Origin of the sequence: Paracoccus versutus, from assembly GCF_000763885.1 — a bacterium.
GTDB lineage: Bacteria > Pseudomonadota > Alphaproteobacteria > Rhodobacterales > Rhodobacteraceae > Paracoccus > Paracoccus versutus.
Genome location: NZ_JRKO01000022.1, coordinates 53810 through 66658 on the forward strand (window position 1 = coordinate 53810; position 12849 = coordinate 66658).

General features: G+C 67.9%; 12 protein-coding genes and 1 other RNA gene. 3 read left to right on the forward strand and 10 right to left on the reverse strand.

Annotation, left to right across the window (positions count from 1 at the left end):
- The first annotated feature begins 15 nt into the window (after positions 1-15).
- Together IT40_RS11600 and IT40_RS11605 are read left to right on the forward strand one after the other, a co-directional pair.
- Positions 16-834 (forward strand): TIGR00282 family metallophosphoesterase, encoded by an 819-nt coding sequence (locus tag IT40_RS11600; RefSeq protein WP_036754926.1) that lies wholly within the window; start codon positions 16-18, stop codon positions 832-834.
- Positions 835-934: 100 nt separating this feature from the next.
- Positions 935-2713 carry an SLC13 family permease gene (locus IT40_RS11605; protein WP_036754929.1) on the forward strand — a complete coding sequence of 593 codons (1779 nt, stop codon included), beginning with the start codon at positions 935-937 and terminating at the stop codon, positions 2711-2713.
- Positions 2714-2861: 148 nt separating this feature from the next.
- Here IT40_RS11605 and olsA read toward each other — a convergent pair whose 3' ends face one another.
- The 3 genes from olsA to IT40_RS11620 form a co-directional block, all read right to left on the reverse strand.
- Entirely contained in the window at positions 2862-3695 is an 834-nt protein-coding gene (gene olsA / locus IT40_RS11610) for a lyso-ornithine lipid O-acyltransferase (protein WP_036754932.1), read from the reverse strand.
- Positions 3692-4471, reverse strand: a complete 780-nt coding sequence (olsB, locus tag IT40_RS11615) for an L-ornithine N(alpha)-acyltransferase (protein WP_036754935.1) — start codon at positions 4469-4471, stop codon at positions 3692-3694. Before olsB ends, olsA begins: the two co-directional genes overlap by 4 nt.
- A 139-nt stretch (positions 4472-4610) precedes the next feature.
- Positions 4611-4790 carry a DUF3553 domain-containing protein gene (locus tag IT40_RS11620; RefSeq protein WP_036754938.1) on the reverse strand — a complete coding sequence of 60 codons (180 nt, stop codon included), beginning with the start codon at positions 4788-4790 and terminating at the stop codon, positions 4611-4613.
- 40 nt (positions 4791-4830) lie between these two features.
- Here IT40_RS11620 and IT40_RS11625 point away from each other — a divergent pair, with 40 nt between their 5' ends.
- The gene (locus IT40_RS11625; RefSeq protein WP_052095874.1) at positions 4831-5487 is read left to right on the forward strand and encodes a histidine phosphotransferase family protein; all 657 of its coding nucleotides are present in this window, start codon (positions 4831-4833) and stop codon (positions 5485-5487) included.
- Between the two features lie 413 nt (positions 5488-5900).
- Here the strand turns inward: IT40_RS11625 and IT40_RS11630 are convergent, their stop codons facing one another.
- The 7 genes from IT40_RS11630 to IT40_RS11655 form a co-directional block, all read right to left on the reverse strand.
- Positions 5901-7172: a glutamate-5-semialdehyde dehydrogenase gene (locus tag IT40_RS11630; RefSeq protein ID WP_036755019.1), complete on the reverse strand. Its 1272-nt coding sequence runs from the start codon at positions 7170-7172 to the stop codon at positions 5901-5903.
- Positions 7173-7270: 98 nt separating this feature from the next.
- Positions 7271-7624: a transfer-messenger RNA gene (gene ssrA / locus IT40_RS27545) on the reverse strand.
- Between the two features lie 173 nt (positions 7625-7797).
- Complete coding sequence (locus tag IT40_RS11635; RefSeq protein WP_036754941.1) at positions 7798-8850, reverse strand: ABC transporter substrate-binding protein; 1053 nt, start codon at positions 8848-8850, stop codon at positions 7798-7800.
- A 74-nt stretch (positions 8851-8924) separates the two neighbouring features.
- Positions 8925-9866, reverse strand: coding sequence for a TPM domain-containing protein (locus tag IT40_RS11640; RefSeq protein ID WP_036754944.1), 942 nt, complete (start codon positions 9864-9866; stop codon positions 8925-8927).
- 45 nt (positions 9867-9911) lie between these two features.
- Complete coding sequence (gene ppk2, locus IT40_RS11645) at positions 9912-10829, reverse strand: polyphosphate kinase 2 (protein ID WP_052095875.1); 918 nt, start codon at positions 10827-10829, stop codon at positions 9912-9914.
- A gap of 2 nt (positions 10830-10831) precedes the next feature.
- Positions 10832-11758 (reverse strand): homoserine O-succinyltransferase, encoded by a 927-nt coding sequence (locus tag IT40_RS11650; RefSeq protein WP_036755021.1) that lies wholly within the window; start codon positions 11756-11758, stop codon positions 10832-10834.
- The gene (locus IT40_RS11655; protein ID WP_036754947.1) at positions 11758-12660 is read right to left on the reverse strand and encodes a hypothetical protein; all 903 of its coding nucleotides are present in this window, start codon (positions 12658-12660) and stop codon (positions 11758-11760) included. The genes IT40_RS11650 and IT40_RS11655 overlap by 1 nt, the downstream gene beginning before the upstream one ends.
- Positions 12661-12849: the final 189 nt, after the last annotated feature.

A 12849-nucleotide genomic window follows, 5' to 3' on the forward strand; every position in this document is an offset into this window, starting at 1 on the left:
GCCTAACGCTGTCGCATGCGGATTCTCTATCTTGGCGATGTGATGGGCCGCGCCGGCCGGCGCGCGATTGCGGAAGGGCTCGGCCCGCTCAAGGAACGGCTGGGCGTCGATTTCACCGTGGTGAACGGCGAAAACGCCTCGGGCGGCATGGGGCTGACCGGCGGCCATGCCAAGCTGATCCTCGAGGCCGGCGCCGATTGCATCACCCTGGGCGACCATGCCTTCGACCAGAAGGAAATGCTGTCCTATATCGAGACCGAGCCGCGCGTCATCCGGCCGCTGAACTATTCCAAGGTGGCGCCCGGCCATGGCGCGCGGGTCTTCGAGGCGACGCGCGGCCGCAAGGTGCTGGTGGCGCAGGTGCTGGGCCAGGTCTTCATGAAGCGGCCCTTCGACGATCCCTTCTCGGCCATCGACGCGATCCTGCGCACGCATCCGCTGGGCGGGCTGGTGCAGGCATCGGTCGTGGACATCCATGCCGAGGCCACCAGCGAAAAGATGGCCATGGGCCATTGGTGCGACGGCCGCGCCAGCCTGGTCGTCGGCACCCATACCCATGTGCCGACCGCCGATACGATGATCCTGAACCGCGGCACCGCATACCAGACCGACGCCGGCATGTGCGGCGACTACGACAGCGTGATCGGCATGGAAAAGGCCGAGCCGCTGCGCCGCTTCCTGACCGGCATGGCCTCGGAACGCTTCACCCCGGCCGAGGGCGAGGCGACGCTTTCGGGCGTGCTGGTCACAACCGATGACCGCACCGGCAAGGCGGTCGCGGTCCAGGCGGTGCGCCAGGGCGGCAGGCTGGATGCCACGCAGCTTCCTGCCTGAAGGCGACGGTGCCCTCGTGCTTTTGCTTGCGGCGGCGGAGAAAATAATTCTATTACCCATCGAAAGGGCCGTGATTTAACGGCGCACGGGACAGGATTGCATGCTGGGCTTTGAACTGACCGGAACCAATGCGGCGGTGGCGATGCTGATCATCGTGACCATCATGTTCATCGAGTTCATTCGCGAAAAGCACCCGCCCGAAGTCGTGGCCATCGGCACTGCCGCGGTGATGCTGCTGCTGGGCCTTCTGCCGATCAAGGACGCGGCCGGGGTGCTGTCGAACTCGGCGCCCTGGACCATCGCCTTCATGTTCCTGATCATGGGCGGACTTCTGCGGACCGGAGCTTTGGAAATCATGTCCCGCCTCGTGACCGCACGGGCGACCAGCCATCCGCGCTTCACCATCGGCGCGCTGTTCCTGTTCGTGATCCTGGCCTCGGCGATCATGAACAACACGCCAGTGGTGGCGGTCATGATCCCGATCTTCATCCAGCTGGCGCTGCGACTGGGTTTCTCGCCCTCGAAGCTGCTGATGCCGCTGAGCTATTTCACCATCCTGGGCGGGATGATGACGCTGATCGGCACCTCGACCAACCTGCTGGTCGACGGCGTGGCCCGCGAACAGGGCATGGTGCCCTTCACCATCTTCGAGATCGCCCCGGTCGGCATCGCCATCACGCTTGCGGGCGTCGCCTATTTCGCCACCATCGGCTGGCGGCTTCTGCCCGACCGCACCTCGCTGGCCGGCTTCCTCGGCACCCGACGCGAGATGAAATATTTCACCGAGGTCGCCATCCCCGAGGATTCCAGCCTGGTCGGCCAGCCGGTGCTGGCCGCGCCGATCTTCAAGCGCGAGGCGGTGCGGGTGATCGACGTGCTGCGCGGCGACGCCTCGCTGCGTCGCAACCTGGCCGAGGTGGTGCTGGAACCGGGCGACCGCGTGGTGCTGCGCTCGGAAATGGCCGACCTGCTGGAGATGCAGGCCAACAAGAATTTCCAGATGGTGGACAAGCTCAGCTCGGTCGCGACCAACACGGTCGAGGTGCTGATCTCGCCCGGCGCGCGGCTGGTCGGGCGGCGGCTGGGCGACATGCGCCTGCGGCGGCGCTATGGCGTCTATGTTCTGGCCGCGCATCGCCGCAGCCAGAACATCGGCCGCCAGCTCGACGACCTGGTGGTGCAGGTCGGCGACACGCTGTTGCTGGAAGGCGCGCCCGAGGACATCGCCCGGCTGGCCGCGGACATGGAACTGGTCGATGTCTCGCGCCCCTCGGCCCGGCCCTATCGCCGCGCCAAGGCGCCGATCGCTATCGTATGCCTGCTGTCGGTGGTCACGCTGGCGGCGCTGGACGTGGCGCCGATCATGGCGCTGGCCTTCATGGCCTCGGCGATCATCCTGATCACCCGCTGCGTCGATGCCGAAGAGGCGTTCTCCTTTGTCGATGCCCGGCTGCTGGCGATGATCTTTGCCATGCTGGCGGTGGGCGAGGCGCTGGAACATACCGGCACGGTCAACCTGGTGGTGGATGTGGTCGCGCCCCATCTTTCCGGCCTGCCGCCCTTTGCCACGCTGATCGCGGTCTATTTCCTGGGCCTGGTGATGACCGAGGTGCTGTCGAACAATGCCGTCGCGGTGCTGCTGACGCCGGTCGCCATCGCGCTGGCGAAATCGCTGGGCCATGACCCGCGCGCCTATGTGGTGGCGGTGATGTTCTCGGCCACGGTCGCCTTCGCCACGCCCATCGGCTACCAGACCCATCTGATGGTCTATGGCCCCGGCGGCTACAGATTCAGCGATTTCGTCAAGGTCGGCGTGCCGCTGGACATCATCTGCGGCATCGTCGCCTGCCTGACCATCCCGCTGTTCTGGCCGCTCTAGGCGGCGGCGCGGTCTCGGCGTCACGGCTGCCGGGGTATTTGAACAACAGAGAAGGCGAACCTCTGGAGCTCCCCGGCCTGCTTGGGCGTGCCTTGCGGCTTTCTCTGTTGCACAAATACCCATGCGACAGCGTCGTCGGCGCGGCGCGTCAGCCCTGGTCGAAGCCCTGACGCACCGCCGTTTCCGCCTTGGCGGAAAGCGTCTTGCGGGTCTCTGCCGCGACCGGGATCGGCGACAGCAGCCGCACCGCGACCGAGCCCTGGCGCGGCTCTGCCAGCACCGCGAGCAGATGCGGCCCCAGCGCCATGTCGCCCCACCAGCCGTAAAAGCGCGGATCGCGGCCCTCGGGCGCATGATAGGTCGCGCTCATCGGCTGGATCGCCAGCCCCTCGGGCAGGGCGGGATCCAGGAAGCCCTGGAACAGCGTCGGCTTGAAGGGCAGCACGCGGCGCCCGTCGCTGCTGGTCCCTTCGGGGAAGAACAGCAGCCGGTGGCCGGCGCGGGTGCGGGCGGCGAATTCCTCGGCCTGGGCGCGGGCGAGCCTGGGGTCGCGGGCGACGAAATGCGTGTCGGTGACGCGGGTCAGGATGTTGATCCCCGGCCAGCCCGCCACCTCGGATTTCGAGACGAAGAACACCGGCATCGCTGCGTTCAGCACGAAGATGTCGAGCCAGCTGGAATGGTTCGCCACCACCGCGCCGGGGCCGCGCATCGGCCGGCCGATGCAGCGCCAGCGCAGGCCCATGATCCCCAGGCAGATGCGGCAGACGCCCTGCACCCAGGGGCCGGTCAGCGGGCGGCGCGGGCCGGTGAACAGCCGCTCGGCCAGGCGCAGCGGCAGGATCAGCAGCACGCCGAGCGCCAGCACCAGGACGATGCCGCCGCCGCGCAGCAGCACCAGCAGCCAGCCGAGCGCGCCGGGCCGTGGAGTGGCCGGCGGCGCGACCGCGTCCCGCCAGGTGGAGCGGTTGCCCTCGCTCATTGTCCCTGCCGGGCTTCGTAGAACCTGCGGTGCTTGGCCGACATCGCCTGGGTATCGACCATCAGGAACACATCGGTGGTGTTGAAGGCGCGGTCGAGCCAGGCGCCTTCGCCGACCATGCCGCCCAGCCGCAGATAGGCCTTGATCAGCGCCGGCATCCCGGTCATGGCGGCGCGGCGATCCAGCTGTTCGGGCGCAACCAGGTCCATGCGGCGATAGCCGTCGGGCCGGGCGCGGGGCCGGATCGCCTCGGGCGCCAGGTGGTGGTGGTAAAGCCAGGACAGCGGCTGGGCCAGCGCCTGCACGTCCGTGCCGTGGAACGAGGCGACGCCGAACAGGATCTCGATCCCGCGCGCCAGCACGTAATCGGCCAGCGCGTTCCACATCAGGAACATGCCCGAGCCGCCGCGATAGGCCGGATCGACGCAGGACCGGCCCAGCTCCAGCAGCGACCGCCCCGAGGCGCGCAGCGGCGCGAGGTCGTATTCGCTGTCGCAATAGAAGCGGCCAAAGGCCTCGGCCCGGTCGCCCGGCAACAGCCGATAGACGCCGACCACATGGTCCAGCGCCTCGCGCGAGCGGCGGTCGTCCACCAGCACCAGATGATCCACCACCGGGTCGAACTCGTCGCGCTCGAACCGGTTCATGTGGTCGACCAGAGGGCCGTCGCCGCCCAGTTCCTCGACGAAGACGCGATAGCGCAGGCGCTGCGCGGCCAGAAGATCGGCTTCCTCGGTGGCGAGACGGGTCGCGAAATAGGAGGTTTCCGGCGTCATCTTACGGCCTGCTATCCCCGGCTTATGGCATCTTGCGCCCGTGTCTAGGCGGGGGAACGCGACATTGCAACCGCCAGCAGGCCCGGCGTTTCAACAGCGGTTGACTCGCGCAAAAGTTGAATTACTCTGCAATGGTCGCCTAAAAAGGGTCGGTTGTGACCAGTTCAAGATTGATATGTCTGCCGTTCACCACCTGCTTGCCGGCATTGGTGAAATTGATGGTGATGCGGTCACCGATGCGCGACTGGACCTGCCCGGTGCCCCATTCCGGCGCGCCGGGATGGCGCACGATCATGCCGGGTTCCAGGATTTCATTCATCTCACGCCCTTTCCCGAGACAGCATGCAGGCTAGCCTTCCATGGACGATCTGACAATCCATTGCCCGCCCGACACCCCCGGCGCGGTCTCGCCCGAGCGGCTGGCCGCGCTGGTCGGCTCGCGGCTGTGCCACGACATCGTCTCTCCTTTGGGCGCCATCGGCAACGGGCTGGAGCTGCTGCAGCTTTCGGGTGACTGGCCGGGCATCGACGACAGCCCCGAGATGCAGCTGATCGCCGAAAGCGTCGAGGCGGCGCGGGCGCGGATACGCTGGTTCCGCGTGGCCTTCGGCCATGCCGCGCCGGACCAGCGCCTTGGTCTGGCCGAACTGGCCGCGCTGCTGGCCGAAGTCGAGAAGGGCGGCCGCATCCGCCTGCGGCTGGAGGCCGAGGGCGACCTGCCGCGCATCGAGGCGCGCCTGATCCTGCTGGCGCTGATGTGCCTTGAGACGGCGATGCCCTGGGGCGGCAGCGTGCTGGTCTGCCGCGGCGCCCAGGGCTGGCGGCTGGTCGCCGAATGCAGCCGCATCCGGTCCGATCCGGCGCTGTGGTCCTGGCTTGGCCCCGACGGGGACCGGGCGCGGCCAGAACCGGGCGCCTCCGAGGTGCATTTCCCGCTGCTGGCCGGTTTTGCCTGCGCCGCCAACCGGCCGCTGGCCTGGGAACTGGACGAGACCGGCGGCGAGATCTCGTTCTGAGGCTCTCTGCCGGGCTTTTGGGGCCGGACCCGCCGTGGTTTGGGTGGGCTATGCCGGCCATGGATGCGGCCTGTCCCTGGAAAGCCTCTCCGCGCCGTGAGCGCGGCTTTGCCGGAATCGCCCGCCCCGCAACTCATGCCAAGCGAGCGCCGCCGCTACCTTGCCCGGCGCGGCAAACCGGCCTTCGCCGAGAGCCGGTCGCCGCGATCTGGATCGGCGGCGGCGGCGCTTCGGCAGGCGTCATGCTGCGGCCCTGGACGAACGGTCGCGCCGTGCGGCCTGCATCACCTGCGCGCCAATCCAGCCTTTCGGCAAGGCACGGGGCCTTGCGCGACACCGACCACGGCGCATCCGTGGCCGCTGCCGCCAAACGGGGCGATGCGGCGGCCCCGGCGCAGCCTTTCGGGCGAGGATCAGGGGCGGATGGTGCCGTCGCCGGTGACGAGATACTTGAAGCTGGTCAGCTGCTCGGCGCCGACCGGGCCGCGCGCATGCATCTTGCCGGTGGCGATGCCGATCTCGGCGCCCATGCCGAACTCGCCGCCATCGGCGAATTGCGTCGAGGCGTTGCGCATCAGGATCGCGCTGTCGAGCCCCTTGAAGAAGCGCTCGGCGGTGGCGTCATTCTCGGTCAGGATCGATTCGGTATGGCCCGAGCCATAGCGGCGGATATGGGCGATCGCCTCCTCGACGCCATCGACCAGTTTCACCGCGATGATCCTGTCCAGGAACTCCTGCCCGAAATCCGAGGGCTCGGCGCGGGTGGTGCCCGGCACCTTGGCAAGCTCGCCCTCGGCGCGCACCTCGACCCCCGCGTCCAGCAGATCCTGCACCAGCACGGCGCCATGTTTCGTATAGAACTGCCAGTCGATCAGCAGGCATTCGGCGGCGCCGCAGATGCCGGTGCGCCGGGTCTTGGCGTTCAGCACCACGCGCCGCGCCTTGTCCAGGTCGGCGTCGCGGTCGGCATAGACGTGGCAGATGCCCTCCAGATGGGCAAAGACCGGCACGCGGGCTTCCTTCTGCACCAGCCCGACCAGCCCCTTGCCGCCGCGGGGCACGATCACGTCGATGAATTCCTGCGCGCGCAGCATGGCGGCGACGGCCTCGCGGTCGCGGGTCGGCACCATCTGCACCGAAGCCTCGGGCAGCCCGGCCTGCCCCAGGCCCGTCACCAGCGCCCGGTGGATCGCGGCCGAGCTGTTCAGGCTTTCCGAGCCGCCGCGCAGGATCACCGCATTGCCGGTCTTCAGCGCCAGCGCCGCGGCATCGGCGGTGACATTGGGGCGGCTTTCGTAGATCACGCCGATGACGCCCAGGGGGGTGGCGACGCGCTGGATATGCAGCCCGTTCGGCCGGTCCCATTCGGCCAGCACCTTGCCGACCGGGTCCGCCTGCGCCGCGACCGAGCGCAGCCCCTCGGCCATGGCGCGGATGCGCGCGGGATCGAGCTTCAGCCGGTCGAGCATGGCGGGGGAGAGGCCCTTTGCCTCGGCGTAATGCATGTCCTCGGCATTGGCGTCGAGGATGGCGTCCTCGGCCTTCAGGATCGCATCGGCGGCGCCGACCAGGGCGGCGTGCTTGCGCTCGGCGCTGGCCTCGGCCAGGACGGCGGCGGCGGCGCGCGCCTTTGCGCCCAGATCCGCGATCAGCGCATCGGCATCGGAAGAGGTCAGGTCTTTCATGGCGGCATTCCCTTGCATGACGCCTGAAATAGGGGCCGGCGCGCTGAAAAGCCAGATGCAAAGCGGGCAGATGGAAAGGGGCCAGATGGAAAGGGGAAGGTGCAGGATTCTGTTGCCAGGCTCCTGCGGGCCCCGCCTTACGCTGCTAGGCGGAAGGGCTTAAGTTTCGGTTACCCGAGCTGCTTACGCAGCCAGAGCCACCGGAGCACGGTTGTCGTTGGCAACTGTACATTTTGCACCGATAACGGTGGTAGCTCACCGAGACAAAGCAAACAGCTTTAGACGTTCGTCGATCCTGTTTCGGCCCCCTGTGCCCCCAACGAGGGATCTTGGTGGAGCCGCCGGGTACCGCCCCCGGGTCCGATCCGCTTATTACCTGCGCGTTTATGTCCATAGTCCGGGCGAACCCGGACAAGCGGAATATAGGCGCCACCATCCCGTCGCGCAAGGGAGGGGAACGCTGTTCCCCTCTTGTCCCGCTGCGCGGGCCAATTTACCCCTTGGGGTATTTGGAAAACGGAGAAGAAGCGGGCGCGGCGTCCCGCCTTCTTCGTTCCCAAAATACTCATGCGGCCGTGCCGCCGGCGTCCCGCCCCGCCTTCGGGCGGGGCGCTGTAAGGGCCGGTCAGAAGCCGGCCTTGATCTTTTCGAACTCCTGCAACTGCTTTTCGCGCTGCTGCGGGTCGTTCGGGGTCTGGGCCAGGATCGGGGCGTCCACGGGCGAGAGACCCTCCTGCACCGCGGGCTCGTCCTTGATCGTCTCCATGGCGACGGTCGAAGTATGGCCGTAGCCGATCGTGTCCAGCAGGCCCTTGGCCGCTTCCGGGGCGAGCCAGGCGTTGATGAAATCGTAGGCCTTGTCTTCCTTGCCCGGTCCGTTCTTGAGATTGATGAAGCCGCAGAAGAAGGTCGAGCTGCCCTCCTTGGCCGCGCGCTGGAAGCCGACCGGGAAGCCGTCGTTTTCCAGCAACACCACGCCGTCGTTCCAGGACCAGGCCACGTCCACCGCGCCCGAGGCCATCAGCTGCGCCTGTTCGGCCGGGTCGGCCCAATAGGCGGCGACGTTCTGATGCGCCTGGCGCAGCCAGTCCGCGGCGGCCGCGAACTGCTCGTCGGTGACTTCGGTCCAGTCGGTGGTGCCGGTGGCCAGGTAGGCCAGCGCCCAGACGTCGTCGGCCGAATCGGGCAGCGAGGTGCGGCCCTGGTATTTGGGGTCGATGAAGATGTTCAGGCTGGCCACGTCCTCGGCCGGCACGGTTTCGGTATTGTAGGCCACCGCGGTCGCGCCCCAATCGGTCGGGATATACCAGACGCCCTCGTCGTCCTTGAAGATTTCCGAATCGAGGAATTTCGCATCGAGGCTTTCGAAGGCCGGGATCTTCGACACGTCCCAGGGCTCGATCAGCCCGGCGTCGCGGTATTTGGACACCATCTGCGAGCAGGGATGCGCGACATCCGCCTTGAAGCCCGAGGCGAGCTTTTGATAGGCCTCGTCGTCGTCGCCGTAGAAGACGAAGGTGGGGCTGGCGCCATGCTGGTCGATATAGCCCTGGAAGATCACCGGCTCCTCGAACCCGGCCCAGTCGAAGACCGTCAGTTCGGGGTCGGCGGCCCAGGCGGCCGTGAGGCTGGTGCTGGCGAGCGCGAGCGCCAGGGCGGGGAAGCGGAGAGGTTTCATGTCGGAGCTTTCCTTGAAGGCAGTCTGGCACGACGCTAGCGGTCCCGCCGCGCCCTCGCAAGCGCGGCCGTGCCCTACCAGCGCCCCGAGGCGCCGCCGCCCCGCGACGAGCCGCCGCCGAAGCCCGAGGAGCCGCGCGCGGCGCTGCGATAGCCCGGCGTCGGCTCGCTGCGCAGCACCGTGCCGGTCGGTCCATACCAGACCGTCTGCGGCCGCAGGCGCTGGCGGGTTTCGGACCAGCCGCAGGCCGGGCAGCGCCGCGTGACATTGTCCTGCGAGACCATGTGGCCGCCCTCGGGCAGCGGGGTTTCCAGCGGCGCCACCTGCGTTTCCAGGCCGCGGCGGCCGCATTGCGGGCAGCGGTTGCGCCGCCAGGCCTGCCGCGCGGCGGCGCCCAGGATCGCCAGCCCGGCGGCGCCGAACAGGAAGGGCAGGATGCGGTCCATCAGGCTGCGCCGGGGCATGGCGAGCGGCTGGCCCGCCGCGACGGGGCGGGCGATCAGGTCGATCACCGCCTGCGTGCCCTCGCGGATGCCCTGCGACATCCGGTTGTCGCGGAAGGCGGGCAGCATGGTGTTGCGCATGATGTCCTGGGCCTGGATGTCGGCGTCGTTTTCGTAGCCGCGGCCCAGTTCGATGCGCGCCTCGCGGTCCTGGGCCAGCACCAGCACCATGAAGCCGTCGTTGCGCGCGGCGTCGCCCACGCCCCAATGGTTGAAAAGCCGGGTGGCAAAGGGCTCCAGCCCGTCGGTCCCGCCATGGCGCGCCCGGTCGGGCAGGGTGACGACCGTGCCCTCGATGCCGGTCTGCTCCCTGAGCGCGGCCAGCGCCCCGTCGAGGGCCTGGGCATCCTCGGGCGCGAGCAACCCGGCGAAATCGTTGACATGCAGGTTCTGCCAGTCGGGCAGGCCCTGCGCATGGGCTGGGGCCAGGGCCGCCAGCCAGAGCAGCGCGACCAGCCATGCCGCCATCCGGGCGATTGCGCTGGCCGGGGCGGTCCCGGACGGCCTATCCATCGTCGCTCCTTGCCCTGCCAGCCGCCTTGTCCATCGTCTTGCCCGTCACCCCGGCAGGATCTCGGGGCCGCCGGTGATTCGCGGGTCGGGCTGGCCGATCACCGCGTCGTCGCGCCCGGCGAAATCCACCGCGCGCAGGATCGCCTGGATCGCCGCGATCCGGGCGCGGCGCTTGTCGTCGGCGCGGATGACCGTCCAGGGCGCGATGCCGGAATGGCTGCGCAGCAGCGTATCCCGGATCGCCGCGCTGTAATCGTCCCATTTCGCCAGCCCCTCGACGTCGATGGAGCTGAGCTTCCATTGCTTCAGCGGGTCGCGCTCGCGGTCCAGGAACCGCTTGAGCTGCTCGGCCCGGCCCACCTCCAGCCACAGCTTGACCAGGATCACCCCGTCATCGACCAGCATGGTCTCGAACAGCGGCAACTGGCGAAAGAAGGTCTCGCGCTGCGCATCCGTGCAGAAGCCGAAGACCTTTTCGACCACGCCGCGATTGTACCAGCTGCGGTCGAAGAGCGCGATCTCGCCCCTGGCGGGCAGCCAGTCCACGTAGCGCTGGAAATACCATTCCTCGGCCTCGCGTTCGCTGGGCTTGGGCAGGGCGGCGATATAGGCCGAGCGCGGGTTCAGGTTCTCGCGCACCCGCTCGATGGTGCCGCCCTTGCCGGCGGCGTCGCGGCCCTCGAACAGCACCACCAGGCGCTTGCGCTGGTGGATCACGTCGCGCATCAGCCGCACCAGCTGCAATTGCAGCCCGGCCATGCGGTCGTCGTAATCCTTGCCCTTCATCTCCTCGGGATAGGGATAGGTGGGATCGGGGATGCGCTTGCCGTCCGCCGCCGCCACCGCCTTGCGCAGCCCATCGGGCGCGTCCTTTTCCAGATAGCGGGTGATCGCGCCGACAAAGGGCAGGTCGGGCAGCGATCCCTGCTTGCCGGACCCGGCCTTGTCGCCGTTGCTGGCCATGCTCACGCCTCGCCGATGCGGTTCAGGTCGAAGGGGGTGGTCTGGTAGATCTCGTTGATCCAGTTACCATAGAGCAGATGCGCATGGCTGCGCCAGCGGTTCGTCGGCGTGCGCGAGGGGTCGTCGTCCGGGTAGTAGTTCACCGGCACGTCGATCGGCTTGCCCGAGGCGGCGTCGCGGTCGTATTCGTCCTTCAGCGTCGTGCTGTCATATTCGAAATGGTTGAAGACATAGAGCGCGCGATGGCCGGGGTCTTGCAGCAGGCAGGGCCCGACCTGGTCCGAGGCGATCAGCGTCTTCAGCGCCGGGATGGCGTCCACCTCGTCCTGGCGCACCTCGGTCCAGCGGCTGACCGGGACCAGCACGTCGTCGGAAAAGCCGCGCAGATAGGGGCTGGAGGGCGCCAGGTTGCGGTGGCGGAAGCAGCCGAAGGCCTTGCGGTCCAGCATGTGCTTTTCCAGGCGGTGGAAATACCAGGCCATCGCCATGCCGCCCCAGCAGACGCCGAAGGTCGAATGCACGTGGCTTTGCGTCCAGTCGAAGACGCGGGTCAACTCGTCCCAATAGGTCACGGCCTCGAAGGGCAGGTGTTCGATGGGCGCGCCGGTGATGATGAGCCCGTCGAACTTCTCGCCCGTCTCCTCGACCTCGCAGAAGCGGCGATAGAAGGATTGCAGGTGGTCGGCGGCCGTGTTGCGGCTTTCGTGGTCCGACATGCGGATCAGCTGGAACTCGATCTGCAAGGGGGTCGCGCCGATCAGCCGGGCGAACTGGTTCTCGGTCTGGATCTTCTTGGGCATCAGGTTCAGCAGGCCGATGCGCAAGGGCCGGATGTCCTGCGTCGCCGCCCGGCCCGGCGACATGACCATGACGCCTTCGTTCGACAGGATGTCATAGGCGGGCAGGTCATTGGGCAGGGTGATGGGCATCATGCGTCCTTTCTGTCGAACTTTCCGGCAATGGCGGCGCCGGCGGGCCGTCGGTCTATGGCATGGCCGATCAGCGCGATCAGGTCTTGCGGGGTCGTCACCTGCGCCACCTCCTCGGCCAAAAGCGTCACGCCGCGCCGGGCCATCGCCTCGTAGCGGGGCTGGCGGTGGGCCAGGGCGCGGGCATAGGTCCAGCGGATGAAGTCGTCGGGGTTCACCTGGTCCTCGCGCAGGCCCTTTTCGACGCGATAGTCGGTCCAGGCCCGGTCCAGGAAATCCGGCTGGTAATACATCGGCTTCGGCGCGCGGTCGAAGCGGCGCACCAGTTCCTCGGTATGCGCGTCCGAGCCCTTGATCCAGACCAGCAGCAGCTCGCGCCCCAGCGCGTCCAGCACCGGGTCGCTTTCGGCAAAGGGGTCCACCACCTCGCAGACCGAGCCGCCGGAATCGCAGACGAAATTGCCCAGGTTGTAGATTTCCTGCGCGCGGCGGATGAAGTGGCCGGTATCCAGCAGCGCCGCGATCTCGGCCATGCGGTGCTGGTCCTGGCGGCGCATGTATTCGTCGAACTCCAGCCCGCCGCGGGTGACGCTGCCGGGCTTGCCCAGATAGGTGGACAGCGGCGCCAGGTTCTCGAAGGTGATGTTGCTGGCGATATAGACCGAATCCGACAGCAAGAGTTCGCGCAGGAAGGGCACCTTCATCGCCTCGCGCTTGAAGTTGTCGGCGATCAGCTCGCCCATGTAGCGGGTGCCGATGCGGTAATCGACGGAATAGTGGAACCATTCGCCCGAGCCGCGCAGCATCGAGGCCAGGAAGGTCTTGCCCAGGCCCGACATGCCAAAGAACAGCACGCGCTTTTTCGGGGCGGCCAGCCATTCGGCCTTGGTCTGGTAAAGCATGGGCGATCCTTTTGCGGGGCTTGGCGATAGTTAGTCCCGCGCAGGGCCGAGGGGAAGGGGGACGCGGGCCGCCGGTGGGACTGCCTGTCGAAAAGCCGGCGGGACGGCCTTGCATCGCGCCATCGAGCCCCTATCTGGGACGGGCGGACCGGGCCCCTCTGACGACGCATGTCGTGATGTCGGACCGCA

What these genes read in the sequence shown, in the direction of transcription:
- IT40_RS11630 (WP_036755019.1), bottom strand. Translation starts at nt 7,172, where the DNA reads ATGAAAGACCTGACCTCTTCCGATGCCGATGCGCTGATCGCGGATCTG.
- olsA (WP_036754932.1), bottom strand. Translation starts at nt 3,695, where the DNA reads ATGAGCGAGGGCAACCGCTCCACCTGGCGGGACGCGGTCGCGCCGCCG.
- ppk2 (WP_052095875.1), bottom strand. Translation starts at nt 10,829, where the DNA reads ATGGCCAGCAACGGCGACAAGGCCGGGTCCGGCAAGCAGGGATCGCTG.
- IT40_RS11605 (WP_036754929.1), top strand. Translation starts at nt 935, where the DNA reads ATGCTGGGCTTTGAACTGACCGGAACCAATGCGGCGGTGGCGATGCTG.
- IT40_RS11625 (WP_052095874.1), top strand. Translation starts at nt 4,831, where the DNA reads ATGGACGATCTGACAATCCATTGCCCGCCCGACACCCCCGGCGCGGTC.
- IT40_RS11655 (WP_036754947.1), bottom strand. Translation starts at nt 12,660, where the DNA reads ATGCTTTACCAGACCAAGGCCGAATGGCTGGCCGCCCCGAAAAAGCGC.
- IT40_RS11650 (WP_036755021.1), bottom strand. Translation starts at nt 11,758, where the DNA reads ATGCCCATCACCCTGCCCAATGACCTGCCCGCCTATGACATCCTGTCG.
- IT40_RS11640 (WP_036754944.1), bottom strand. Translation starts at nt 9,866, where the DNA reads ATGGATAGGCCGTCCGGGACCGCCCCGGCCAGCGCAATCGCCCGGATG.
- IT40_RS11635 (WP_036754941.1), bottom strand. Translation starts at nt 8,850, where the DNA reads ATGAAACCTCTCCGCTTCCCCGCCCTGGCGCTCGCGCTCGCCAGCACC.
- IT40_RS11620 (WP_036754938.1), bottom strand. Translation starts at nt 4,790, where the DNA reads ATGAATGAAATCCTGGAACCCGGCATGATCGTGCGCCATCCCGGCGCG.
- IT40_RS11600 (WP_036754926.1), top strand. Translation starts at nt 16, where the DNA reads ATGCGGATTCTCTATCTTGGCGATGTGATGGGCCGCGCCGGCCGGCGC.
- olsB (WP_036754935.1), bottom strand. Translation starts at nt 4,471, where the DNA reads ATGACGCCGGAAACCTCCTATTTCGCGACCCGTCTCGCCACCGAGGAA.